This is a genomic window from Pseudomonas sp. B20(2017), from assembly GCF_002113125.1.
In the GTDB taxonomy this organism is placed as follows: Bacteria; Pseudomonadota; Gammaproteobacteria; order Pseudomonadales; family Pseudomonadaceae; genus Aquipseudomonas.
Window position 1 is genome coordinate 1 of the sequence record NZ_NEJP01000022.1, and the last position, 26,064, is coordinate 26,064.

Below are 26,064 nucleotides of genomic sequence, written 5' to 3' on the forward strand. Positions count from 1 at the left end.
ACTGATGGGCTGAAGAGCCTTTTTCAGCACAAAAACAAACGCCCCGAATAAGTCGGGGCGTTTGGTCTAAGGCCTGTCAGTGTGTTTTCACACAGTCTGCGAAGGCGCCTTTTCACTTACCAGCCATCAAGCCATTTCCGCAGTGGTCTCAAAGTCAAACGTCAACTCACCATCCTTGATGTCGATGTGAACCACACCGCCATGCTCGGCCAGTTCGCCAAACAGAATCTCCTCCGCCAGCGGACGCTTGATCTTGTCCTGGATCAGACGCGCCATCGGACGAGCGCCCATGGCCGAATCGTAACCACCCGCCGCCAGCCAGCTGCGCGCTGCGTCGGTAACTTCCAGAAGCACACGCTTGTCTTCCAACTGCGCCTGAAGCTCGGTGAGGAACTTGTCCACCACGCTCTTGATGACCTCATGACTGAGGCGACCAAACTGAATGATGGTATCCAGACGGTTGCGGAATTCCGGCGTGAAGCTCTTCTTGATCACTTCCATCGCATCGGACGAATGGTCCTGATGGGTGAAACCGATCGAAGCACGCGCCGCCGTTTCAGCACCGGCGTTGGTGGTCATGATCACGATCACGTTGCGGAAGTCCGCCTTGCGCCCGTTGTTGTCGGTCAGCGTGCCGTGGTCCATCACCTGCAAAAGCAGGTTGAAGACTTCCGGATGCGCCTTCTCGATTTCATCGAGCAGCAATACGCAATGCGGTTGCTTGGTGATCGCCTCAGTCAACAGACCGCCCTGGTCGAAACCGACATAACCCGGAGGCGCACCGATCAGACGCGATACGGTGTGGCGCTCCATGTACTCGGACATGTCGAAGCGCACCAGTTCGATCCCCAACGCCTTGGCCAATTGACGCGCGGCTTCGGTTTTACCAACACCGGTCGGACCTGCGAACAGGAACGAACCGACAGGCTTGTCAGGCGACTTCAGACCGGCGCGGGACAGTTTGATCGCAGTCGACAGCGAATCGATCGCCGCGTCCTGACCAAACACCGTCAGTTTCAGGTCACGCTCGAGGTTACGCAGCAGTTCCTTGTCGGAGCTGGTGACGTGCTTCGGCGGAATCCGCGCGATTTTCGCAACGATGTCCTCGACCTCAGGCACTTCGATGCGTTTCACACGCTTCTCCACCGGTTGCAGACGCTGGTAAGCGCCCGCCTCGTCGATCACGTCGATGGCCTTGTCCGGCATGTGCCGGTCATTGATGTAGCGCGAAGCCAGTTCCGCAGCGGCGCGCAGCGACTCATCGCTGTATTCGATGTTGTGATGCTGTTCGAAGCGACCTTTCAGGCCACGCAGGATACCGATGGTGTCTTCCACCGACGGCTCGACGACATCGACCTTCTGGAAGCGACGCGCCAGGGCACGGTCTTTTTCGAAGATGCCACGGAATTCCTGGAACGTGGTCGAGCCGATGCAGCGAATGTCGCCAGACGACAGCAGCGGTTTGAGCAGGTTCGAGGCATCCATCACGCCACCGGACGCAGCACCTGCACCGATAATGGTGTGGATCTCGTCGATGAACAGGATCGCCTGCGGACGTTTTTTCAGTTCGTTGAGCAGCGCCTTGAAGCGCTTCTCGAAATCACCGCGATACTTGGTGCCCGCGAGCAGAGCGCCCAGATCGAGGGAGTAAACAACGCTGTTGGCCAGCAGGTCCGGCACCTGGTTGTCGACAATGCGCTTGGCCAGGCCTTCGGCAATCGCGGTTTTACCCACGCCAGCCTCGCCTACCAGCAGCGGATTGTTCTTGCGACGGCGCGCGAGAATCTGCGCGACACGCTCGACTTCCGTTTCACGCCCGACCAGCGGATCGATCCGGCCCTGGCGTGCGAGTTCGTTGAGGTTGCTGGCATAAGCGTCCAGCGGATTGCCTGAAGAAGAAGACTCACCGCCCTCGTCGTCCTGCATATCTTGTTCACCTTCAGAGTGATCGCCATGCCCCGGCACTTTGGAAATGCCGTGGGCGATATAGTTGACGACATCAATGCGTGCAACGCTCTGCTGTTTCAGCAGGAACACCGCCTGACTCTCTTGCTCACTGAAGATTGCAACCAGCACGTTGGCGCCGGTCACTTCGCGTTTGCCCGAGCTCTGCACATGAAAGACAGCACGTTGCAGCACACGCTGGAAGCCCAGGGTTGGCTGGGTTTCGCGATCCTCGTCATGAACGGGGATCAGTGGCGTGGTGGAGTCGATGAACTCCTGCAGGTCGTGCTTGAGTTTGTCGAGGTTTGCGCCGCAGGCACGCAATACGGTGGCGGCAGCCTCATTGTCCAATAGGGCCAGCAGCAGGTGTTCGACGGTCATGAATTCATGACGCTTCGAACGAGCCTCCTTGAAGGCAAGATTGAGGGTGACTTCGAGCTCGCGGTTTAACATAGCTTCACCTCATACCCAAGTGGTCGGCGATTAACCGTCCTTCTCGATTTCACAGAGTAGCGGATGCTGGCTTTCCCTGGCGTACTGGTTGACCTGCATGGCCTTTGTCTCGGCGATGTCGCGGGTAAACACTCCACATACTGCCCGCCCTTCTGTGTGGACGGCCAGCATGACCTTGGTCGCCAGCTCGCGATTCAGGTTAAAAAACAACTCGAGCACTTCGACGACGAAATCCATCGGTGTGTAGTCATCATTAAACAAAACCACCTTGTACATCGGCGGCGCCTGTAACGCAGGCTTTGCTTCCTGAACAGCAACGCCTGCCGAATCGTCGTCGTGCTCCTGTGGAAGATCCTTTTGGAGAAGCGGGCGATCCTGATTGAATGTTAGTCGAATCTGGCTGATTGCATGCATGGAAAGAAAGGTTCGTCAGTTGTGCAAATACAGTGGTGGGGGCGGCTTGACACGTTTTCAACTCCGACTGCCCGGTCACCTTGACTATCGGGAAAACGGTGTTACAACCAATAGAACCCACAGTGGGGAAAAAAGATCCGCGGAGTCAATCTTTTTAACGGATTCGACTGCGGATGAATTGGATGATACTCCAGCGATGGAGACTGTTGCAGAGGGATTTGAGCATGGCTGTCGGCAAGGTGAAATGGTTCAACAATGCCAAGGGGTTCGGTTTCATCAACACCGACTCCCGCGAGGGGAAGGACGAGGACGGCAAGGAGATTGATTTCTTTGCACACTACTCCGCCATTGAAATGGACGGATACAAAACCCTCAAAGCCGGGCAAATCGTCAAATTCGAGATCGTGCAAGGGCCCAAAGGCCTGCATGCCACAAAAATTCAGAATGCCGACGCTGCAAAAGATGCCGCCTCGACCGCTGCTCAGCATCAGTCAGTGACCAGCTGAAGCAACACGGACACCTGCCAGAAAACAAACCGCCCGGCTCGATCACTCGAGCCGGGCGTTTCGTTGCAGCCGCCTTTTTACATGTGCTTGACGATCGCCTCACCGAAGCCCGAAGAAGACACCAGCGTAGCGCCTTCCATCAGACGTTCGAAGTCGTAGGTCACGGTCTTGGCCTTGATCGCGCCGTTGGTGCCCTTGATGATCAGATCAGCCGCCTCGGTCCAGCCCAGGTGGCGCAGCATCATCTCGGCCGACAGAATCACCGAGCCCGGGTTGACCTGGTCCTTGCCGGCATATTTCGGCGCGGTACCGTGGGTCGCCTCGAACATGGCTACGGTGTCGGACAGGTTGGCACCCGGCGCGATACCGATACCGCCCACTTCCGCCGCCAGGGCGTCGGACAGGTAGTCACCGTTGAGGTTGAGGGTGGCGATCACATCGTATTCGGCCGGACGCAGCAGGATCTGCTGGAGCATGGCGTCGGCGATGGCGTCCTTGACGACGACTTCGCGGCCGGTTTTCGGGTTCTTGAATTTCATCCATGGGCCGCCATCGAGCAGCTCGGCGCCGAATTCTTCCTTCGCCACCTCGTAGCCCCAGTCCTTGAAGGCGCCTTCGGTGAATTTCATGATGTTGCCCTTGTGCACGATGGTCAGCGACTTGCGATCGTTGTCCACCACGTATTGCAGGGCCTTGCGCACCAGACGCTTGGTGCCTTCTTTCGAAACCGGCTTGATGCCGATGCCGCAGTCCTGGTCGAAACGGATCTTGGTGACGCCCATTTCTTCTTTCAGGAATTTGATGACCTTGGTGGCCTCAGGGGAGCCGGCCTTCCACTCGATACCGGCATAAATGTCTTCGGAGTTCTCGCGGAAGATCACCATGTCGACGTCGCCAGGCTTTTTCACCGGACTCGGCACGCCTTCGAACCACACCACAGGGCGCAGGCAGACATAGAGATCGAGCTGTTGACGCAGTGCCACGTTGAGGGAGCGGATGCCACCACCGACCGGAGTGGTCAGCGGGCCCTTGATGGAAACGACGTAATCTTTAACGGCGTCCAGGGTTTCCTGGGGCAGCCAGGTGTCCTGGTCGTAGACTTGAGTTGCTTTTTCGCCAGCATAAACCTCCATCCAGGAAATCTTGCGCTTGCCCCCGTAGGCTTTTTCTACGGCAGCATCAACCACTTTGATCATCACAGGGCTGACGTCGACGCCAATGCCGTCACCTTCGATGAAGGGAATGATCGGGTTATCAGGGACATTGAGAGAATGGTCTGCGTTGACGGTGATTTTGTCGCCGACGGCTGGAACCTGAATCTTCTTGTAACCCATGCTGAACTCCATTGTTTGGATTGAACATCTGGCTTGGTTCGAGCGTAACCCAGTTGAATCAACACGCAAACCCTCTGTTCCGGGCGCGGCCACATCTCGTTTCGTACAAGCCTGAAAGCAAAGGGAAAAGCGCCAATCTCAAGCATTCACGGCGACTCTACGCCCCACCCCGCCCTGCGACCTTTAGACCAATGGACGAGAATCGATGCATATGAACCATCGGCAGATTGCCAGCTACCTATGTATAATGCCGCCCGCTGACCAAAGGGTCACGACGGCTGGCCTCTCTAGCACGAGACTTTCCGCCTGATTGGTTGAACTGTTACCGCAGTCCGACTGCTTGACGCTCTACTGATGCACCCAACATCACCGCGAAGAATCTCGACATTCGGTTCATGGATGACTTTGAACGAACGCGCTTACCCGGCGCCCCTCGAGTTTCTGCGCACGCTTTAGCAAAGAAGAGAGAGTTAATCCGAATATGCCCACCCGCTCGAAGATCATCTATACCTTCACCGACGAAGCTCCAGCCCTCGCCACCTATTCCCTGCTGCCGATCATCGAGGCTTACACTGCCTCGGCCGATATCGCCGTGGAAACCCGCGATATCTCTCTTGCAGCACGTATTCTGGCCAGCTTCCCCGAGCAACTGGGCGACAAAGCCGTAGCCGACCACCTCGCCGAACTGGGCGACCTGGCCGTTACGCCTGAAGCCAACATCATCAAGCTGCCGAACATCAGCGCCTCGGTTCCGCAACTCCAAGCCGCGATCAAAGAACTGCAAGCCCAGGGTTACAACCTGCCGGACTACCCGGAAACCGTGACCAGCGACGCCGACAAAGATGCCAAGGCGCGTTACGACAAGGTCAAGGGCAGCGCCGTGAACCCGGTTCTGCGTGAAGGCAACTCCGACCGTCGCGCTCCGCTGTCGGTCAAGAACTATGCGCGCAAGCACCCGCACAAAATGGGCGCCTGGGCCAAGGACTCCAAGTCCCACGTCGCTCACATGAGCACCGGCGATTTCTACGGCAGCGAAAAAGCTGCCCTGATCGACGCCGCTGACGCCGTGAAGATCGAGCTGATCGCCAAAGACGGCACCGCGACCGTTCTGAAAGAAAAAACCACCGTTCAGGCGGGCGAGATCCTCGACTGCTCCGTAATGAGCAAAAAGGCCCTGCGCGCGTTCATCGCCGCTGAAATCGACAGCGCCAAGCAACAAGGCGTGCTGCTGTCGGTTCACCTGAAAGCCACCATGATGAAGGTCTCCGACCCGATCATGTTCGGCCAGATCGTTGCCGAGTTCTATAAAGACGCCCTGACCAAGCACGCCGACGTGCTGGCCGAGATCGGCTTCAACCTGAACAACGGCATCGGCGACCTGTACGCCCGCATCAAATCCCTGCCGGCCGAGCAGCAAGCCCAGATCGAAGCTGACGTTCAAGCGGTCTACGCCGTTCGTCCGTCGCTGGCGATGGTCAACTCCGACAAAGGCATCACCAACCTGCACGTGCCGAGCGACGTTATCGTCGACGCCTCGATGCCGGCCATGATCCGTGACTCCGGCAAGATGTGGGGCACCGACGGCCAGCTGCACGACACCAAGGCTGTGATCCCGGATCGCTGCTACGCCACCATCTACCAGGCCGTGATCGAAGATTGCAAAGCCAATGGCGCTTTCGATCCGACCACCATGGGCAGCGTGCCAAACGTTGGCCTGATGGCCAAAAAGGCCGAAGAGTACGGCTCCCACGACAAGACCTTCCAGATCAAGGCCGACGGCGTGGTTCGCGTGACCGACAGCAAAGGCACCCTGCTGATGGAACAGGCTGTTGAAGCCGGCGACATCTTCCGCATGTGCCAGACCAAAGACGCGCCGATCCAGGACTGGGTCAAACTGGCCGTCAACCGTGCTCGTGCAAGCGCAACTCCAGCCATTTTCTGGCTGGACCCGATGCGCGCCCACGACGGCGTAGTGATCGAGAAGGTTCAGGCTTACCTGAAGGATCACGACACCGCCGGTCTGGACATCCAGATCATGGCGCCGGTCGATGCCATGAAATACACCCTGCAGCGCACCCGCGAAGGCAAGGACACCATTTCGGTGACCGGCAACGTACTGCGCGACTACCTGACCGACCTGTTCCCGATCATGGAACTGGGCACCAGCGCCAAGATGCTGTCGATCGTGCCGCTGATGAACGGTGGTGGCCTGTTCGAAACCGGCGCTGGCGGTTCGGCTCCGAAGCACGTGCAGCAACTGGTCGAAGAGAACTTCCTGCGCTGGGATTCGCTGGGTGAATTCCTGGCCCTGGCCGCTTCTCTCGAGCACCTGGGTGTGAATTACAACAACCCGAAAGCGCTGGTTCTGTCCAAAACTCTGGATCAGGCTACTGGCCAGTTCCTGGACAACAACAAGTCGCCATCGCGCAAAGTCGGCAACATCGACAACCGCGGCAGCCACTTCTACCTGGCCATGTACTGGGCACAAGCCCTGGCCGCCCAGACTGAAGACGCTGCACTGCAAGCGCAGTTCGCGACTCTGGCCAAGACCCTGACCGAGAACGAAGCGACCATCGTCGCCGAGCTCAACGCCGTTCAAGGCAAGCCAGTGGACATCGGCGGTTACTACCACGCCAATGCCGAGCTGATCAGCAAGGCCATGCGCCCAAGCGCAACCCTCAACGCGGCCATCGCTGCGCTGGTATAAGGTTGTAAAGGGAACATCACAAACCCCGGCCATGCGCCGGGGTTTGTGTTTTCAGCGTTCACACAATCCCCCCCCTGTGGGAGCGAGCTTGCTCGCGAATGCGGTTTATCATTCAACATCTTCATTGACTGACCCACCGCTTTCGCGAGCAAGCTCGCTCCCACAAGGGGATTGGGGTTTAAACCAATAGTTTGAGGAGGACTTATGGACTGGCTCCCCCACATCACCGTCGCCACCATCGTCGAGGACAACGGCCGTTTCCTGATGGTCGAGGAACACAAGGCCGGGCGTAACGTGCTCAATCAGCCTGCCGGTCATCTGGATCCGGACGAAACCCTGATCGAAGCCGCCGTGCGCGAAACCCTCGAAGAAACCGGCTGGGACGTCGAACCCACCGCCGTGGTCGGCATTTATCTGTACACCGCCCCGAGCAACGGCGTGACTTACCAACGCGTGTGCTTCAGCGCCAACGCCGTGAAACATCACCCGGAATATCAACTGGACGACGGCATCGTCGGCGCCAAGTGGCTGACCCGCGACGAATTATTGGCCCAGCGCGACAACTGGCGCAGCGAGCTGATCATCCGTTGCATCGATGATTATCTGGCCGGCAATCGCTTCGGCCTCGAACTGATCCGCCCTTCCCTTTAGCCTTGAGGCCGTGAGCCTGATAGAATCGCGTCCTTTTTCAAGACACTCATTGAATCCCTATGCGTGATCCAGCCCCTTCTGACACATCCAAGAAGCGCGTCATTGTCGGCATGTCCGGCGGCGTGGACTCTTCCGTTTCCGCTCTCCTGCTGATCGAGCAGGGTTATGAGGTGGAAGGCCTGTTCATGAAGAACTGGGAAGAAGACGACGGAACGGAATACTGCACCGCCATGGACGACCTGGCGGACGCCCAGGCCGTGTGCGACAAAATCGGTATCAAGCTGCACACCGCCAACTTCGCCGCCGAGTACTGGGACAACGTGTTCGAGCACTTCCTGGCCGAATACAAGGCCGGCCGCACGCCGAACCCGGACATCCTGTGCAACCGCGAAATCAAGTTCAAGGCGTTCCTCGACTACGCCATGATGCTCGGCGCCGACCTGATCGCCACCGGTCACTACGTGCGTCGCCGCGACATCGACGGTCGCACCGAGCTGCTCAAGGGCCTGGATCCGAACAAGGATCAGAGCTACTTCCTGCACGCCGTCGGCGGTGAACAGATCGCCAAGACCCTGTTCCCGGTCGGCGAGCTGGAAAAACCGGAAGTCCGTGCCATTGCCGAGAAATACGAGCTGGCCACCGCCAAGAAGAAGGATTCCACCGGGATCTGCTTCATCGGCGAGCGTCGTTTCAGCGATTTCCTCAAGCAATACCTGCCAGCGCAACCGGGTGAGATCAAGACCACCGAGGGCGAAGTCATCGGCCGTCACCACGGCTTGATGTACCACACCATCGGCCAGCGTCAGGGCCTGGGCATCGGCGGTCTGAAAGATGCCGGCGACGAGCCGTGGTACGTGCTGCGCAAGGATCTGGACACCAACGAGCTGATCGTCGGCCAGGGCAATAACCATCCGTGGTTGTTCTCCAGCGCCCTGCTCGCTTCGGAAATCTATTGGGTCAATCCGATCGATCTGAGCCAGCCGCTGCGCCTCACTGCCAAGGTTCGTTATCGCCAGAGCGATCAGGCTTGCACCCTTGAGAAAACCGAAACCGGCTATCGCGCCGTGTTCGACGAGCCGCAGCGCGCGGTCACGCCGGGTCAGTCGGTGGTGTTCTATGACGGTGAAATCTGCCTCGGTGGCGGCGTGATCGAAGTCGCCGAGCCGTGGAGCGGCCAGGCATGAGCCCGACTCAGGAGCAACTAACGGCTTTGGGCGGGGTGTTTCTCGCCGCCGTGCTGGTCGACCGGATCGCCAAGACCGGCCAGACCAACGAAGCCGGCCTGAGCTGCATGCTCGGCAGCCTGCTGGTTCGCGACCCGAAAGACACCCTGGATGTGTACGGCGGCGACGATATCAACCTGCGCGAAGGTTACCGCGCGCTGATCGGCGCCCTCGAGCGCGACCCGAGCACCTTGCAACGCGAACCGCTGCGCTACGCCCTGTCGATGCTCGGCCTTGAGCGGCAACTGGCCAAGCGCAACGACATGCTCGACGTGATCGGCAAGCGCCTGCCGCAGATCCAGTCGCAGGTCGAACATTTCGGCCCGGCCCACGAAAACGTGATCGCAGCCTGCGGTGCGCTGTATCAGGACACCCTGAGCACGCTGCGCCAACGCATTCAGGTGCATGGCGACATGCGTAATCTGCAGCAGCCGAGCAACGCCTCGAAGATCCGCGCCCTGCTGCTCGCCGGCATCCGTTCGGCACGCCTGTGGCGTCAGCTCGGCGGTCACCGCTGGCAGCTGGTCGTCAGCCGGCGCAAATTGCTCAAAGAGCTGTATCCGTTGATGCGCAGCGAGTAAATCGCCGCGCAATAAAAGCTTTGTAGTCTGTAACGCGTAATACGCCGGTCAGTTGGCGACGGACCGGCGGATTTTTTCATGTATGATACGCGCCCCATTTCGTTGCCCGACTGTCCGAGAACACCCCATGCAGCTCTCTTCGCTCACTGCGGTTTCCCCTGTTGACGGCCGCTACGCCGGCAAAACCCAGGCCCTGCGCCCAATTTTCAGCGAGTACGGCCTGATCCGTGCCCGCGTTCTGGTTGAAGTGCGCTGGCTCCAGCGCCTGGCCGCTCACGCCGGCATCCCGGAAGTGCCAGCCTTCTCCGCCGAAGCCAACGCCGTTCTGAATGAGCTGGCCGAAAACTTCTCGCTGGAGCACGCCGAGCGCGTGAAAGAGATCGAGCGCACCACCAACCACGACGTAAAAGCGATCGAATACCTGCTCAAAGAGCAGGCAGCCAAGCTGCCGGAGCTGGCCAAGGTCAGCGAATTCATCCACTTCGCCTGCACCAGCGAGGACATCAACAACCTGTCCCACGCCCTGATGCTGCGCGAAGGCCGTGATGATGTGATGCTGCCGCTGATGCGCCAGACCGCCAACGCCATCCGCGAACTGGCGATCCGCTTCGCCGACGTGCCAATGCTGTCGCGCACCCACGGCCAGCCGGCTTCGCCGACCACTCTGGGTAAAGAGCTGGCGAACGTGGTTTACCGTCTGGAGCGCCAGATCGCTCAGGTCGCTGCCGTTCCGCTACTGGGCAAGATCAACGGCGCTGTCGGCAACTACAACGCTCACCTGTCGGCCTACCCGCAGATCGACTGGGAAGCCAACGCCCGCGCCTTCATCGAAGACGAGCTGGGCCTGGACTTCAACCCGTACACCACGCAGATCGAGCCGCACGACTACATCGCCGAGCTGTTCGACGCCATTGCGCGCTTCAACACCATCCTGATCGACTTTGACCGTGACATCTGGGGCTACATCTCCTTGGGTTACTTCAAGCAGCGCACCATCGCCGGCGAAATCGGTTCGTCGACCATGCCGCACAAAGTCAACCCGATCGACTTCGAAAACTCCGAAGGCAACCTGGGCATCGCCAACGCCCTGTTCCAGCACCTGGCGAGCAAACTGCCGATCTCCCGCTGGCAGCGCGACCTGACCGACTCCACCGTTCTGCGCAACCTCGGTGTCGGTTTCGCCCATAGCGTGATCGCGTACGAAGCGAGCCTCAAAGGCATCAGCAAGCTCGAGCTGAACGCTGACAAGATCGCTGCCGATCTGGACGCTTGCTGGGAAGTCCTGGCCGAGCCGATCCAGACCGTGATGCGCCGCTACAACATCGAAAACCCGTACGAGAAGCTGAAAGAACTGACTCGCGGCAAGGGCATCAGCCCTGAAGCGCTGCAGACTTTCATCGATGGCCTGGACATGCCGGCCGCTGCGAAAGCCGAGCTGAAACAGCTGACCCCGGCCAACTACATCGGCAACGCTATAGCGCAAGCCAAACGCATCTGATCGACTGCTTGACCCGTTTGAGACGCCCGGCCGCGCCGGGCGTTTTTATTCCCGTCTGAAAAATGCTTTTTTTCAATAGGTTACATATGAATCCCGATATTCCTCTTCAACTTCTGGGTGGTCTTACGGCGCGCGAATTCATGCGCGATTACTGGCAGAAAAAACCACTGCTGATCCGTCAGGCGATTCCTGATTTCGAAAGCCCGATCGACGCCGACGAACTCGCCGGCCTGGCCCTGGAAGAAGAAGTCGAATCGCGCCTGGTGATCGAGCACGGCGAGCGTCCTTGGGAACTGCGTCGCGGCCCGTTCGCCGAAGACGAATTCAGCAAGCTGCCGGAGCGCGAGTGGACCCTGCTGGTGCAGGCGGTCGATCAGTTCGTGCCGGAAGTCAGCGAGCTGCTGGAAAATTTCCGCTTTCTGCCGAGCTGGCGCGTCGACGACGTGATGATCAGCTTTGCCGCCCCAGGTGGCAGCGTCGGCCCGCACTTCGACAACTACGACGTGTTCCTGCTGCAAGGCCATGGCAAGCGCAACTGGAAAATCGGCCAGATGTGCGACTCCGAAAGCCCACTGCTGCAACACGCGGACCTGCGCATCCTCGCCGAATTCCACGAGACCGAAGAGTGGGTCCTGGAACCGGGCGACATGCTCTACCTGCCGCCGCGCCTGGCTCACTGCGGCGTTGCCGTCGATGACTGCATGACCTACTCGGTCGGCTTCCGCGCACCAAGCGCCGCTGAAGTACTGACCCACTTCACCGACTTCCTCAGCCAGTTCCTGACTGACGAAGAGCGCTACACCGACGCCGACGCCAAACCGGTCAGCGACGATCCACATCAGATCCAGCACGATGCCCTCGGCCGCCTGAAAGCGCTGCTCGCCGAGCACATGAGCGACGAACGCCTGCTGCTGACCTGGTTCGGCCAGTACATGACCGAGCCGCGTTATCCAGAACTGGTGGTCGGCCCGGAAGAAGTCGAGGAAGAAGACCTTCTTGGCGCGCTCGAAGACGGCGCCATCCTGATCCGCAACCCGAGCGCGCGCCTGGCGTGGTCGGACGTCGATGATGATCTGCTGCTGTTCGCCAGCGGCCAGAGCCGCTACCTGCCGGGCAAGCTGCGCGAACTGCTGAAGCTGATCTGCTCCGCCGACGCCCTGCACACCGACAACCTCGGTGACTGGCTGAGCGACGAAGACGGCCGCGGTCTGCTGTGCGAACTGGTCAAACAGGGAAGCCTGGGGTTCGCCGACGATGAATAAGATTCGCGTACGTGTTGCAGACTGGCAAAAGGACAACGCCGAGATCCGCCGCATTCGCGAAACGGTGTTCATTGCCGAACAATCGGTCCCACCCGAGCTTGAGTGGGACGCCGATGACGCCACGGCGGTGCATTTTCTGGCTTTCGAAGGCGACTTTCCGATCGGCACCGCGCGCCTTTTGCCTGATGGGCATGTCGGCCGGGTTTCGGTGCTGAAGGACTGGCGCGGATTGAAGGTCGGCGATGCGCTGATGCAAGCGGTGATTGCTGAAGCGGAAGCACGGGGCCTGAAGCAGCAGATGCTCAGCGCCCAGGTGCAGGCCACGGCGTTCTATGAGCGCCTGGGCTTCAACCTGGTCAGCGAGGAATTCCTGGAAGCAGGGATTCCGCATGTCGATATGGTTCGTCATTCGGCTTAAGACCGAGGCGCTCCTTTCGCGAGCAAGCTCGCTCCCACAGGGGATCTCCAGCGAACACAGATTTTGTGCTCGGCAGAGATCCAATGTGGGAGCGGGCTTGCTCGCGAAGAGGCCCTCCAGAACACCACAAAACGCCCTGCCATTTTCGGATGCCGGGGCGTTTTGCTGTCTACGATTCAACTTGCCCCACCCCGGGCCGACAAACTGGCAATATCAAGCCTTTCGAAAGCGGAGATAACGGACATGTCCCTACGCACCCTGCTCACCACCCTGCTGCTCGGCTGCAGTTTTTCGGTGATGGCAGCCACAGAAATCGTGCCCCTCAAGTACCACACCAGCGCCGACATGCTGCCGGTGGCACAGGACTTCATCGGCAAGGACGGCCAGGTCAGCGCCTATGGCAACCAGCTGATCGTCAAGGCCGAGCCCGGCAAGATTCAAGAACTCAAGGACTTGCTCTCGCAACTCGACACCGCGCCCAAGCGCCTGCTGATCACGGTCGACACCAACGAAAACAACGGTCGTGGCGATGAAGGCTATTCGGTCAATGGCGCGCAAACCCGCATCATCAGTCGCAGCACTGCCAGCCGTGACGGCGGCGTCCAGCAAGTGCAAGCCAGCGAAGGCATGCCAGCACTGATTCAAGTTGGCCAGAGCGTGCCGATCACCAGCAGTCAGAGTGACTCATTCGGCAACTACAACAGCCAGACCCAGTATCGCAATGTGACACAGGGTTTCTACGTCACCGCCAGCGTCACTGGCGAGACCGTTCATCTGGCAATCAGTACCAACCGTGACCGCATGAGCCAGGAACGTCCCGATGTAGTGAACGTGCAAAGCACCGACACAACTGTCACCGGACGCCTGGGCGAATGGATCACCCTCGCCGGCGTGAATCGCCAGACCCAGGCCGACAAACAGGGCCTGGCCCGCAGCTACTCGACTCAAGGCCGGGATGACATGACCTTGCGGGTCAAAGTCGACACATTGGACTAAAGCACCAAAAACTGACTGATTAGTCGTATTAGACGAAAGATGTAGTGCTTGAAAAAAAGCACTACAAAACGTTTGACGAGCCAAAAAAGCGAAGGCATGATGGCCTCGCTCCCGCTAATCAGAGGCCCTGGCAAGGGCCTTCGAAGCGATGCTCGCAACCATCCCCGCGAGCCGTTTCGTGTCTGTACCGCCCACAAGGTGTGTTTGACGAGGTTGCCGACTGGAACGAAGTTGTCCCGAGGGACGGAAGCGTAATTAGGTAACCCGGCTTTACACTGTAGTTCGTATAAAGGCCCACGACGCCCGAATGCGCCCGCCAGTTCGCCTTTACCTGCTCACCTCCCCTCGAGCCCATCGTTCATCCCGTCGCCTGCCCCGCCGAACCCGACCTGACCACCTAAGCTTCTGGTCAGCGAGCGCAAGGAATTTTCCACCGCAGAACAACTTTTCATAAAGACGCGACGAGGTTTATCTCCATGGCACTGACACGCGAACAGCAAATTGCAGCCCTTGAAAAAGACTGGGCTGAAAACCCGCGCTGGAAAGGCGTGACTCGCAATTACTCCGCTGCTGACGTCGTCCGTCTGCGTGGCTCGGTTCAACCAGAGCACACCTTTGCAAAAATGGGCGCCGAGAAGCTGTGGAACCTGGTCACCCAGGGTGCCAAGCCGTCCTTCCGCCCAGAGAAAGATTTCGTCAACTGCATGGGCGCCTTGACCGGCGGTCAGGCTGTGCAGCAGGTTAAGGCCGGTATCCAGGCGATCTACCTGTCGGGCTGGCAAGTCGCGGCGGACAACAACTCCGCCGAATCGATGTACCCGGACCAGTCGCTGTACCCGGTGGACTCGGTTCCAACCGTGGTCAAGCGCATCAACAACTCGTTCCGTCGTGCCGACCAGATCCAGTGGAAAGCCGGCAAGAACCCGGGCGACGAAGGCTACATCGACTACTTCGCGCCAATCGTGGCTGACGCTGAAGCCGGTTTCGGCGGCGTACTGAACGCCTACGAGTTGATGAAGAGCATGATCGAAGCAGGCGCCGCCGGCGTTCACTTCGAAGACCAGCTGGCTTCCGTGAAGAAATGCGGCCACATGGGCGGCAAGGTTCTGGTTCCAACCCAGGAAGCCGTACAGAAGCTGACCGCTGCTCGTCTGGCTGCCGACGTGGCCGGTGTACCGACCATCATCCTGGCCCGTACCGACGCCAACGCTGCCGACCTGCTGACTTCCGACTGCGACCCGTACGACCAGCCGTTCGTGACTGGCACCCGTACCCAGGAAGGTTTCTACAAGGTACGTGCCGGTCTGGACCAGGCAATCGCCCGTGGCCTGGCCTACGCACCGTACGCCGACCTGATCTGGTGCGAAACCGCCAAGCCAGACCTGGAAGAAGCCCGTCGCTTCGCCGAAGCGATCAAAAAGGAATACCCGGACCAGATCCTGTCGTACAACTGCTCGCCTTCCTTCAACTGGAAGAAAAACCTGGACGACGCGACCATCGCCAAGTTCCAGCGCGAACTGTCCGCCATGGGTTACAAGCACCAGTTCATCACCCTGGCCGGCATTCACAACATGTGGCACAGCATGTTCAATCTGGCGCACGACTACGCCCGCAACGACATGACTGCCTACGTGAAGCTGCAAGAGCAGGAATTCGCTGACGCCGCCAAGGGTTACACCTTCGTGGCTCACCAGCAGGAAGTGGGCACCGGCTACTTCGACGACATGACCACCGTGATCCAGGGCGGCACGTCTTCGGTGACCGCGCTGACCGGTTCGACCGAAGAAGAACAGTTCCACTGATCGACTTCGCCTGAGCGAACGGCCTTTGCGGACCGTATAGAAAGCTAACCGCATCGCCGAAAAACTGACGCCCCGACTGGTTCGGGGCGTTTTTTTGCCTGCGGTTTTCCGGGCACCTCAGGAATTGACAAACCTGTCAGGCAAAACATTGATCCAGAGCGGTATCCGCATCGCAAAAATCGGCTAAAACGGGCGCCGCCGCTACTTGCAGTAACGCGCATATAAGACAACTTCCCAACTACTGACCCGTTAAACAGTTACGAAACCTCCGCAAACGATATCAATTATCATTTAGCGACAACTATGTTCGTTACATTTCCCACAAAACATAATTCTTGAAATTCCGGCTAATGCCCGCAACGCATGGGCTGCGGGCCCTTCGAGGTGCGCTATGTCCTTATTCCAATAAATAATTTCGCTATAGGAATTTTACTTGCCGGGTGTTTAGCCATAAAATCAGCGCGATTGATTGCTGCGACATATCGTCACTGCCTTATTTCTTTATCAAGCTCAGAGACCTTTGCTCTCTGTTAAGGATTTCCAGCATGCCCGAAGCGACAGGACTCATGGCCCACAACTGGGGCTTTGCCATTTTCCTTCTGGGTGTAGTCGGCCTGTGTGCCTTCATGCTCGGCGTCTCCAGCCTCCTCGGGTCAAAAGCCTGGGGCCGCAGCAAAAACGAACCGTTCGAGTCCGGCATGCTACCTACCGGTGGCGCCCGCTTGCGGCTCTCAGCCAAATTCTATCTGGTCGCGATGCTGTTCGTGATCTTCGATATCGAAGCCCTCTTTCTCTTTGCATGGTCTGTGTCCGTCCGCGAAAGCGGCTGGACCGGATTCGTCGAAGCTCTCGTTTTCATAGCAATTCTGTTGGCAGGTCTTGTCTACCTGTTCCGAGTGGGCGCCCTTGACTGGGCTCCGGAAGCTCGTCGCAAGCGGCAGGCGAAGCTGAAACAATGAGGCTTTGGCAATGCAATACAATCTCACCAGAATCGACCCCGATGCTCCTAACGAGCAGTATCCGATCGGCCAGCGGGAAACCGTTTCCGATCCGTTAGAAGATCAAGTCCACAAAAACATTTTCATGGGCAAGCTGGAAGACGTGCTGAGTGGCGCGGTCAACTGGGGACGTAAGAACTCCCTGTGGCCGTACAACTTCGGTCTTTCTTGCTGCTACGTGGAAATGACCACCGCCTTCACGGCGCCCCACGACATCGCGCGCTTCGGCGCCGAAGTTATCCGGGCATCACCGCGTCAGGCCGACTTCATGGTTATCGCCGGGACCTGCTTCATCAAGATGGCGCCGATCATTCAGCGCCTGTACGAGCAGATGCTCGAACCCAAGTGGGTGATCTCGATGGGTTCGTGCGCCAACTCCGGCGGCATGTACGACATCTACTCCGTGGTTCAGGGGGTGGACAAGTTCCTGCCCGTTGACGTCTACGTACCTGGCTGCCCGCCCCGTCCAGAAGCTTTTCTGCAAGGCTTGATGCTGTTGCAGGAATCCATTGGCCAGGAGCGTCGCCCACTTTCCTGGGTCGTTGGCGATCAAGGCGTTTATCGCGCCGACATGCCTTCGCAGAAGGAACAGCGCCGCGAACAGCGAATCGCAGTCACCAACCTGCGCAGCCCTGACGAAGTCTGATCCAGTCTGTTTCAAAGAAACGAGAAGCTGGCTTCATTCTTTACGTTGACCGAAAGCGAAAAAATAACCATGACTACAGGCAGTGCTCTGTACATCCCGCCTTATAAGGCAGACGACCAGGATGTGGTCGTCGAACTGAACAACCGTTTTGGCGCCGAAGCGTTCACCGCTCAGCCGACCCGCACCGGCATGCCGGTGCTGTGGGTGGCCCGCGCCAAGCTCGTCGAAGTCCTGACCTTCCTGCGCAACCTGCCCAAGCCGTACGTCATGCTTTATGACCTGCACGGCGTGGACGAGCGTCTGCGCACCAAGCGTCAAGGGCTGCCGAGCGGTTCCGATTTCACCGTGTTCTATCACCTCATGTCGCTGGAACGTAATAGTGACGTGATGATCAAGGTCGCCTTGTCCGAGAGCGACCTCAGCTTGCCGACCGTCACCAGCATCTGGCCGAACGCCAACTGGTACGAGCGTGAAGTCTGGGACATGTACGGCATCGACTTCAAAGGTCACCCGCACCTGTCGCGCATCATGATGCCGCCGACCTGGGAAGGTCACCCGCTGCGCAAGGACTTCCCGGCGCGCGCCACCGAATTCGACCCGTTCAGCCTGAACCTGGCCAAGCAACAGCTTGAGGAAGAAGCCGCGCGCTTCCGTCCTGAAGACTGGGGCATGAAACGTTCCGGCCCGAACGAGGACTACATGTTCCTCAACCTGGGTCCGAACCACCCCTCGGCTCACGGTGCATTCCGCATCATTCTGCAACTGGACGGCGAAGAGATCGTCGACTGCGTTCCGGACATCGGTTACCACCACCGTGGCGCCGAGAAGATGGCCGAGCGTCAGTCCTGGCACAGCTTCATTCCGTACACCGACCGTATCGACTACCTCGGCGGCGTGATGAACAACCTGCCGTACGTGCTCTCGGTCGAGAAGCTGGCCGGCATCAAGGTGCCGGAGAAGGTCGACGTCATCCGCATCATGATGGCCGAGTTCTTCCGGATCACCAGCCACCTGCTGTTCCTGGGTACCTACATCCAGGACGTCGGCGCCATGACGCCGGTGTTCTTCACCTTCACCGACCGTCAGAAGGCCTACACGGTGATTGAAGCCATCACCGGTTTCCGTCTGCACCCGGCCTGGTACCGCATCGGTGGCGTCGCCCACGACCTGCCGCGCGGCTGGGACAAACTGGTGAAAGACTTCGTTGAATGGCTGCCTAAGCGCCTCGACGAATACACCAAGGCCGCCCTGCAGAACAGCATCCTCAAGGGGCGCACCATCGGCGTTGCCCAGTACAACACCAAAGAGGCCCTGGAATGGGGCGTCACCGGTGCCGGCCTGCGTTCCACCGGTTGCGATTTCGACCTGCGCAAGGCGCGTCCTTACTCCGGCTACGAGAACTTCGAGTTCGAAGTGCCGCTGGCCGCCAACGGTGATGCCTACGACCGCTGCATGGTTCGCGTCGAAGAGATGCGCCAGAGCGTCAGGATCATCGACCAGTGCCTGCGCAACATGCCGGAAGGCCCGTACAAGGCGGATCACCCGCTGACCACGCCGCCGCCGAAAGAGCGCACGCTGCAGCACATCGAAACCTTGATCACGCACTTCCTGCAGGTTTCGTGGGGCCCGGTCATGCCGGCCAACGAATCCTTCCAGATGATCGAAGCGACCAAGGGCATCAACAGTTATTACCTGACGAGCGACGGCGGCACCATGAGCTACCGTACCCGGATCCGTACTCCGAGCTTCGCCCACCTGCAGCAGATCCCTTCGGTGATCAAAGGCAGCATGGTCGCGGACCTGATTGCGTACCTGGGTAGTATCGACTTCGTTATGGCCGACGTGGACCGCTAAGCATGAACAGCACGCTTATCCAGACAGACCGTTTCACCCTGAGTGAAACCGAGCGCTCGGCCATCGAGCACGAGCTGCATCACTACGAAGATCCGCGCGCGGCGTCGATCGAAGCCTTGAAGATCGTCCAGAAGGAACGCGGCTGGGTGCCGGACGGCGCTTTGTACGCGATCGGCGAGATCCTCGGCATCCCGGCCAGCGACGTTGAAGGCGTGGCCACGTTCTACAGCCAGATCTTCCGTCAGCCGGTCGGCCGTCACATCATTCGCGTCTGCGACAGCATGGTCTGCTACATCGGTGGCCACGAGTCGGTGGTCAGCGAAATCCAGAACAACCTGGGTATCGGCCTGGGTCAGACCACTGCCGACGGTCGCTTCACTCTGCTGCCGGTCTGCTGCCTCGGCAACTGCGACAAGGCACCGGCGCTGATGATCGATGACGACACCTTTGGCGATGTCCAGCCTGCCGGCGTCGCCAAACTGCTCGAGGGCTACGTATGACCCTGACTTCTTTCGGCCCGGCCAACCGCATTCAGCGTTCGGCCGAGACTCACCCGCTGACCTGGCGCCTGCGTGACGACGGCGAAGCCGTGTGGCTCGACGAGTACCAGGCCAAGAACGGTTACGCCGCTGCACGCAAGGCCTTCGCCGACATGGATCAGGACGCCATCGTCCAGACCGTGAAAGACGCCGGCCTCAAAGGTCGCGGCGGTGCAGGCTTCCCCACTGGCGTGAAGTGGGGCCTGATGCCAAAGGACGAATCCATCAACATCCGCTACCTGCTGTGCAACGCGGATGAAATGGAGCCGAACACCTGGAAAGACCGCATGCTGATGGAGCAACTGCCCCATCTGCTGATCGAAGGCATGCTGATCAGTGCCCGCGCGCTGAAAACCTACCGTGGCTACATCTTCCTGCGTGGCGAGTACACCACCGCCGCCAAGCACCTGAACCGTGCCGTGGAAGAAGCCAAGGCAGCCGGCCTGCTGGGCAAGAACATTCTGGGCAGCGGCTTCGATTTCGAGCTGTTCGTCCACACCGGCGCCGGGCGTTACATCTGCGGTGAAGAAACCGCACTGATCAACTCCCTCGAAGGCCGCCGCGCCAACCCGCGCTCCAAGCCGCCCTTCCCTGCCGCCGTTGGCGTCTGGGGCAAGCCGACCTGCGTGAACAACGTTGAAACCCTGTGCAACGTGCCGGCGATCATTGCCGATGGCGTGGACTGGTACAAATCGTTGGCCCGCGACGGCAGTGAAGACATGGGCACCAAGCTCATGGGCTTCTCCGGCAAGGTCAAGAATCCGGGCCTGTGGGAACTGCCATTCGGCGTGACCGGTCGCGAGCTGTTCGAAGACTACGCCGGCGGCATGCGCGACGGTTACAAGCTCAAGGCCTGGCAGCCAGGCGGCGCCGGCACCGGTTTCCTGTTGCCGGAACACCTCGACGCACAAATGTACGCCGGCGGCATCGCCAAAGTGGGCACCCGTATGGGTACCGGCCTGGCCATGGCGGTGGACGACAGCGTCAACATGGTGTCCCTGCTGCGCAACATGGAGCAGTTCTTCGCTCGCGAATCCTGCGGTTTCTGCACCCCTTGCCGTGATGGTTTGCCATGGAGCGTCAAGCTGCTGATGGCCATCGAACAAGGCCGCGGCCAGCCAGGCGACATCGAGACCCTGCTGGGTCTGGTCAACTTCCTCGGCCCGGGCAAGACCTTCTGTGCTCACGCACCGGGTGCCGTGGAGCCGTTGGGCAGTGCCATCAAATACTTCCGTCCAGAGTTCGAAGCCGGTATCGCGCCTGCAAGCGCCGCCGTCCCGCCTCTGGCGAAGCCGATCACCGTCGGCGCGTAAACGCTTAAAAGGCGAAGGGTCCGTGCCCTTCGCCTTTCGTCCGATGACGCCTTTCGGGGCTGACTGGATTCGGACGGATAACAAGATTCCATTAGCCACGCCCGCTGACACCGGGCCAACGAAGACCTTTGAACCATGGCCACTATCCACGTAGACGGCAAAGCGCTCGAAGTCGACGGGGCAGACAACCTGTTACAGGCATGTCTGTCGCTGGGCCTCGACATCCCTTATTTCTGCTGGCACCCCGCGCTTGGAAGCGTCGGGGCCTGCCGCCAGTGCGCGGTCAAGCAGTACACCGACGAGAACGACACCCGTGGTCGCATCGTCATGTCCTGCATGACCCCTGCCACCGACAACACCTGGATCTCCATCGACGATGAAGAATCCAAGGCGTTCCGCGCCAGTGTCGTTGAATGGCTGATGACCAACCACCCGCACGACTGCCCTGTGTGCGAGGAAGGCGGTCACTGCCACCTGCAAGACATGACGGTGATGACCGGCCACAACGAGCGCCGTTATCGCTTCACCAAGCGCACCCACCAGAACCAGGATCTGGGCCCGTTCATTTCCCACGAAATGAACCGTTGCATCGCCTGCTACCGCTGCGTGCGTTTCTACAAGGACTACGCCGGCGGCACCGACCTCGGCGTGTACGGCGCCCACGACAACGTGTACTTCGGTCGCGTTGAAGACGGCACGCTGGAAAGCGAGTTCTCCGGCAACCTCACCGAGGTCTGCCCGACCGGTGTGTTCACCGACAAGACTCACTCCGAGCGCTACAACCGTAAATGGGACATGCAGTTCTCGCCGAGCATCTGCCATGGCTGCTCGAGCGGTTGCAACATCTCCCCGGGCGAGCGTTACGGCGAACTGCGTCGCATCGAAAACCGTTACAACGGTTCGGTGAACCAGTACTTCCTGTGCGACCGTGGCCGTTTCGGTTATGGCTACGTCAACCGCACCGACCGTCCACGTCAGCCAATGCTGGCCGACGGCACCAAGCTTGGGCTGGATGCTGCGCTGGACAAAGCCGCCGACCTGCTGCGCGGTCGCAACATCGTCGGTATCGGTTCGCCGCGTGCCAGCCTCGAAAGCAACTACGCGTTGCGTGAACTGGTGGGCGCCGAGCACTTCTACTCCGGTATCGAAGCCTCCGAGCTGGAACGCATCCGTCTGGTCCTGCAAGTGCTGAAAGACAGCCCGCTGCCAGTGCCGAACATGCGCGACATCGAAGACCACGACGCCGTGTTCGTCCTCGGTGAAGACCTGACCCAGACCGCCGCCCGCATGGCCCTGGCCCTGCGTCAGTCGGTCAAAGGCAAGGCCGAAGACATGGCCGAAGCCATGCGCGTCCAGCCTTGGCTCGACGCTGCGGTGAAGAACATCGGTCAGCACGAGCTGAACCCGCTGTTCATCGCCAGCCTGGCTGAAACCAAACTCGACGACATCGCCGAAGAGTGTGTACACGCCGCTCCGGACGATCTGGCCCGCCTCGGTTTCGCCGTGGCTCACGCCCTGGACGCCAGCGCGCCTGCCGTTGAAGGTCTGGACGCCGAAGCCCTGGAACTGGCCAAGCGCATCGCCGATGCCCTGCTCGCGGCCAAGCGTCCGCTGATCATCGCCGGTACTTCGCTGGGTTCCAAAGCCCTGATCGAAGCTGCGGCGAACATCGCCAAGGCCCTGAAGCTGCGCGAGAAGAACGGCTCGATCAGCCTGATCGTGCCGGAAGCCAACAGCCTCGGTCTGGCCATGCTCGGTGGCGAATCGGTTGATGCTGCCCTGCAAGCGGTCATCGACGGCAAGGCCGACGCCATCGTCGTGCTGGAAAACGATCTGTACACCCGCACCGCCAAGGCCAAGGTCGATGCGGCACTGAACGCTGCGAAAGTAGTGATCGTTGCCGACCATCAGAAGACCGCCACCAGTGATCGCGCGCATCTGGTTCTGCCAGCCGCCAGCTTCGCTGAAGGCGACGGTACGCTGGTCAGCCAGGAAGGTCGCGCCCAGCGCTTCTTCCAGGTTTTCGACCCGCAATACATGGACGCAAGCATCCTGGTACACGAAGGCTGGCGCTGGCTGCACGCCCTGCGCGCCACCCTGCTGAACCAGCCGATCGACTGGACGCAACTCGACCACGTGACCGCTGCCGTCGCTTCGAGCACCACGCAGCTGGCCCGTATCGTCGACGCTGCGCCGTCCGCCTCGTTCCGCATCAAGGGTCTGAAACTGGCCCGTGAGCCGCTGCGTTACTCCGGTCGCACCGCGATGCGCGCCGACATCAGCGTTCACGAACCACGCACCCCGCAAGACAAGGACACCGCGTTCGCCTTCTCGATGGAAGGTTACTCGGGCTCCGCCGAACCGCGTCAGCAGGTTCCTTTTGCATGGTCGCCGGGCTGGAACTCGCCGCAAGCCTGGAACAAGTTCCAGGACGAAGTCGGTGGTCACCTGCGCGCTGGCGATCCGGGCACCCGCCTGATCGAAAGCACTGGTGATTCGCTGAACTGGTTTGCTGCTGCGCCACGTGCGTTCAATCCGGCGCCAGGCACCTGGCAAGCCGTGCCGTTCTTCCACCTGTTCGGCAGCGAAGAAACCTCTTCGAAGGCCGCTCCGGTTCAGGAACGCATTCCGGCGGCCTACGTTGCTCTGGCCAAGTCCGAAGCGGATCGCCTGGGCGTCAACGACGGCGCACTGCTGAGCCTCAATGTTGCCGGCCAGACCCTGCGTCTGCCGCTGCGCATCAATGAAGAGCTGGGCGCAGGTCTGGTGGCATTGCCTGCGGGCATCGCCGGCATTCCACCGGCATTCGCCGGCGTATCCGTTGATGGTCTGCAGGAGGCAGCGCAATGACCTGGTTCACCCCTGAAGTGATCGATGTGATCCTGACGGTCATCAAAGCCATCGTGATCCTGCTGGCCGTGGTGGTCGCAGGCGCGTTGCTCAGCTTTGTCGAGCGTCGCCTGCTGGGCTGGTGGCAGGACCGTTACGGTCCGAACCGTGTCGGCCCGTTCGGCATGTTCCAGATCGCAGCCGACATGCTGAAGATGTTCTTCAAGGAAGACTGGACCCCGCCGTTTGCCGACAAGGTGATCTTCACCCTGGCGCCGGTGGTGGCCATGTCCGCCCTGCTGATCGCGTTCGCGATCATCCCGATCACCCCGACCTGGGGCGTGGCGGATCTGAACATCGGCCTGCTGTTCTTCTTCGCCATGGCCGGTCTTTCGGTCTACGCGGTGCTGTTCGCCGGCTGGTCGAGCAACAACAAGTTCGCCCTGCTCGGCAGCTTGCGTGCCTCGGCGCAGACCGTGTCCTACGAAGTGTTCATGGGCCTGGCCCTGATGGGCATCGTGGTGCAGGTCGGCTCGTTCAACATGCGCGACATCGTCGAATACCAGGCGCAGAACCTGTGGTTCATCATTCCGCAGTTCTTCGGCTTCTGTACCTTCTTCATCGCTGGCGTGGCCGTGACTCACCGTCACCCGTTCGACCAGCCGGAAGCGGAACAGGAACTGGCCGACGGTTACCACATTGAATACGCCGGTATGAAATGGGGCATGTTCTTCGTCGGTGAATACATCGGCATCATCCTGATCTCGGCGCTGCTGGTCACTCTGTTCTTCGGTGGCTGGCACGGTCCGTTCGGCATCCTGCCGCAACTGTCCTTCGTCTGGTTCGCACTGAAGACCGCGTTCTTCATCATGCTGTTCATCCTGCTGCGCGCTTCCATCCCGCGTCCGCGTTATGACCAGGTGATGGATTTCAGCTGGAAATTCTGCCTGCCACTGACCCTGATCAATTTGCTGGTGACCGCTGCAATCGTGTTGTGGAACACGCCTGCGGTTGCGGTTCAGTGAGGATTTGACCCATGTTCAAATATATTGGCGACATCGTTAAGGGTACCGGTACCCAGTTGCGCAGCCTGGTCATGATCTTCGGCCATGGCTTTCGCAAGCGCGACACCCTGCAATACCCGGAAGAGCCGGTCTACCTGCCGCCACGCTACCGTGGCCGCATCGTCCTGACCCGCGACCCCGATGGCGAAGAACGCTGCGTAGCCTGCAACCTGTGCGCCGTGGCCTGCCCGGTGGGTTGCATCTCGCTGCAGAAAGCTGAAACCGAAGACGGTCGCTGGTACCCGGACTTCTTCCGTATCAACTTCTCGCGCTGCATTTTCTGCGGTCTCTGCGAGGAAGCCTGCCCGACCACCGCGATCCAGCTGACCCCGGATTTCGAGATGGCCGAGTTCAAACGTCAGGACCTGGTGTACGAGAAGGAAGATCTACTGATCTCCGGCCCCGGCAAAAACCCTGATTACAACTTCTATCGTGTTGCAGGTATGGCCGTTGCGGGCAAGCCGAAAGGCGCCGCACAAAACGAAGCCGAGCCGATCAACGTGAAGAGCTTGCTGCCTTAAGGAAGAACGATGGAATTCGCTTTCTATTTCGCATCGGGTATCGCTGTTGTGTCCACACTGCGTGTGGTCACCAACACCAATCCTGTGCACGCCCTGCTCTACCTGATCATTTCGCTGATCTCCGTGGCCATGACCTTCTTCGCCCTCGGCGCACCGTTCGCCGGCGTGCTGGAAGTGATCGCCTACGCCGGCGCCATCATGGTGCTGTTCGTGTTCGTGGTGATGATGCTGAACCTGGGCCCGGCCTCGGTTCAGCAGGAACGCACCTGGCTCAAGCCCGGCATCTGGGCAGGACCGGTGATTCTCGCCGCCCTGCTGCTGGCCGAACTGCTGTATGTGCTGTTCGCTCACCAGAGCGGTCAGGCCATCGGTCAAACCACCGTGGACGCGAAAGCCGTGGGCATCAGCCTGTTCGGTCCGTACCTGCTGGTGGTCGAACTCGCCTCGATGCTGCTGCTCGCTGCAGCCGTCACGGCGTTCCATTTGGGCCGTAACGAGGCGAAGGAGTAAG

Annotated in this window: 22 protein-coding genes; 19 read left to right on the forward strand and 3 right to left on the reverse strand. The window is 59.8% G+C overall.

The annotated features are described in order from the left end of the window. Positions 1-126: 126 nt before the first annotated feature. Both clpA and clpS read right to left on the reverse strand, forming a co-directional pair. Complete coding sequence (gene clpA, locus CAF63_RS25495; RefSeq protein WP_007951436.1) at positions 127-2,397, reverse strand: ATP-dependent Clp protease ATP-binding subunit ClpA; 2,271 nt, start codon at positions 2,395-2,397, stop codon at positions 127-129. 30 nt (positions 2,398-2,427) lie between these two features. After that, a complete protein-coding gene (gene clpS, locus CAF63_RS25500) occupies positions 2,428-2,811 on the reverse strand; it encodes an ATP-dependent Clp protease adapter ClpS (protein WP_085689983.1) in 384 nt (127 codons plus the stop codon). A 224-nt stretch (positions 2,812-3,035) separates the two neighbouring features. Here clpS and CAF63_RS25505 point away from each other — a divergent pair, with 224 nt between their 5' ends. Beyond that, the gene (locus tag CAF63_RS25505; RefSeq protein ID WP_085689985.1) at positions 3,036-3,317 is read left to right on the forward strand and encodes a cold shock domain-containing protein; all 282 of its coding nucleotides are present in this window, start codon (positions 3,036-3,038) and stop codon (positions 3,315-3,317) included. A gap of 77 nt (positions 3,318-3,394) precedes the next feature. On the opposite strand, the gene icd is transcribed toward CAF63_RS25505, so the two are convergent. Further along, positions 3,395-4,651 carry an NADP-dependent isocitrate dehydrogenase gene (gene icd, locus CAF63_RS25510; protein WP_085689987.1) on the reverse strand — a complete coding sequence of 419 codons (1,257 nt, stop codon included), beginning with the start codon at positions 4,649-4,651 and terminating at the stop codon, positions 3,395-3,397. A gap of 481 nt (positions 4,652-5,132) precedes the next feature. On the opposite strand from icd, the gene CAF63_RS25520 reads away from it, so the two are divergent. The 18 genes from CAF63_RS25520 (at position 5,133) to nuoJ (ending at position 26,063) form a co-directional block, all read left to right on the forward strand. Beyond that, the gene (locus tag CAF63_RS25520) at positions 5,133-7,358 is read left to right on the forward strand and encodes an NADP-dependent isocitrate dehydrogenase (protein ID WP_085689990.1); all 2,226 of its coding nucleotides are present in this window, start codon (positions 5,133-5,135) and stop codon (positions 7,356-7,358) included. 204 nt (positions 7,359-7,562) lie between these two features. After that, on the forward strand, positions 7,563-8,009 hold the full coding sequence (locus CAF63_RS25525) for an NUDIX hydrolase (protein ID WP_085689992.1): 447 nt from the start codon (positions 7,563-7,565) through the stop codon (positions 8,007-8,009). 59 nt (positions 8,010-8,068) lie between these two features. Then, positions 8,069-9,193, forward strand: coding sequence for a tRNA 2-thiouridine(34) synthase MnmA (mnmA, locus tag CAF63_RS25530; RefSeq protein ID WP_074688946.1), 1,125 nt, complete (start codon positions 8,069-8,071; stop codon positions 9,191-9,193). After that, positions 9,190-9,813: a high frequency lysogenization protein HflD gene (gene hflD, locus CAF63_RS25535; protein ID WP_039767411.1), complete on the forward strand. Its 624-nt coding sequence runs from the start codon at positions 9,190-9,192 to the stop codon at positions 9,811-9,813. The genes mnmA and hflD overlap by 4 nt, the downstream gene beginning before the upstream one ends. A 127-nt stretch (positions 9,814-9,940) precedes the next feature. Continuing rightward, on the forward strand, positions 9,941-11,311 hold the full coding sequence (gene purB / locus CAF63_RS25540) for an adenylosuccinate lyase (RefSeq protein WP_085689994.1): 1,371 nt from the start codon (positions 9,941-9,943) through the stop codon (positions 11,309-11,311). 86 nt (positions 11,312-11,397) lie between these two features. Beyond that, positions 11,398-12,573 (forward strand): cupin domain-containing protein, encoded by a 1,176-nt coding sequence (locus CAF63_RS25545; protein ID WP_007951451.1) that lies wholly within the window; start codon positions 11,398-11,400, stop codon positions 12,571-12,573. Continuing rightward, positions 12,566-12,991, forward strand: a complete 426-nt coding sequence (locus CAF63_RS25550; protein WP_007951452.1) for a GNAT family N-acetyltransferase — start codon at positions 12,566-12,568, stop codon at positions 12,989-12,991. The genes CAF63_RS25545 and CAF63_RS25550 overlap by 8 nt, the downstream gene beginning before the upstream one ends. A gap of 243 nt (positions 12,992-13,234) precedes the next feature. Further along, positions 13,235-13,987 (forward strand): secretin N-terminal domain-containing protein, encoded by a 753-nt coding sequence (locus tag CAF63_RS25555; RefSeq protein WP_085689996.1) that lies wholly within the window; start codon positions 13,235-13,237, stop codon positions 13,985-13,987. Between the two features lie 476 nt (positions 13,988-14,463). Beyond that, positions 14,464-15,789, forward strand: a complete 1,326-nt coding sequence (aceA, locus tag CAF63_RS25560) for an isocitrate lyase (protein WP_039767419.1) — start codon at positions 14,464-14,466, stop codon at positions 15,787-15,789. 545 nt (positions 15,790-16,334) lie between these two features. Continuing rightward, positions 16,335-16,748, forward strand: a complete 414-nt coding sequence (locus tag CAF63_RS25565) for an NADH-quinone oxidoreductase subunit A (protein WP_003223812.1) — start codon at positions 16,335-16,337, stop codon at positions 16,746-16,748. Between the two features lie 10 nt (positions 16,749-16,758). Then, the gene (locus CAF63_RS25570) at positions 16,759-17,433 is read left to right on the forward strand and encodes an NADH-quinone oxidoreductase subunit B family protein (protein ID WP_007951456.1); all 675 of its coding nucleotides are present in this window, start codon (positions 16,759-16,761) and stop codon (positions 17,431-17,433) included. A 69-nt stretch (positions 17,434-17,502) separates the two neighbouring features. After that, positions 17,503-19,287 carry an NADH-quinone oxidoreductase subunit C/D gene (nuoC, locus tag CAF63_RS25575; RefSeq protein WP_085689998.1) on the forward strand — a complete coding sequence of 595 codons (1,785 nt, stop codon included), beginning with the start codon at positions 17,503-17,505 and terminating at the stop codon, positions 19,285-19,287. A gap of 2 nt (positions 19,288-19,289) precedes the next feature. After that, positions 19,290-19,787 carry an NADH-quinone oxidoreductase subunit NuoE gene (nuoE, locus tag CAF63_RS25580; protein WP_003223804.1) on the forward strand — a complete coding sequence of 166 codons (498 nt, stop codon included), beginning with the start codon at positions 19,290-19,292 and terminating at the stop codon, positions 19,785-19,787. Beyond that, complete coding sequence (gene nuoF / locus CAF63_RS25585) at positions 19,784-21,139, forward strand: NADH-quinone oxidoreductase subunit NuoF (RefSeq protein ID WP_064597744.1); 1,356 nt, start codon at positions 19,784-19,786, stop codon at positions 21,137-21,139. Before nuoE ends, nuoF begins: the two co-directional genes overlap by 4 nt. 135 nt (positions 21,140-21,274) lie before the next feature. After that, positions 21,275-23,989 (forward strand): NADH-quinone oxidoreductase subunit NuoG, encoded by a 2,715-nt coding sequence (gene nuoG / locus CAF63_RS25590; RefSeq protein WP_085690000.1) that lies wholly within the window; start codon positions 21,275-21,277, stop codon positions 23,987-23,989. Next, on the forward strand, positions 23,986-24,993 hold the full coding sequence (nuoH, locus tag CAF63_RS25595) for an NADH-quinone oxidoreductase subunit NuoH (RefSeq protein WP_007951460.1): 1,008 nt from the start codon (positions 23,986-23,988) through the stop codon (positions 24,991-24,993). Before nuoG ends, nuoH begins: the two co-directional genes overlap by 4 nt. 11 nt (positions 24,994-25,004) lie before the next feature. Next, entirely contained in the window at positions 25,005-25,553 is a 549-nt protein-coding gene (gene nuoI, locus CAF63_RS25600; RefSeq protein WP_085690002.1) for an NADH-quinone oxidoreductase subunit NuoI, read from the forward strand. A 9-nt stretch (positions 25,554-25,562) separates the two neighbouring features. After that, positions 25,563-26,063 (forward strand): NADH-quinone oxidoreductase subunit J, encoded by a 501-nt coding sequence (nuoJ, locus tag CAF63_RS25605; protein ID WP_085690004.1) that lies wholly within the window; start codon positions 25,563-25,565, stop codon positions 26,061-26,063. The last annotated feature ends 1 nt before the right edge of the window (position 26,064 follow it).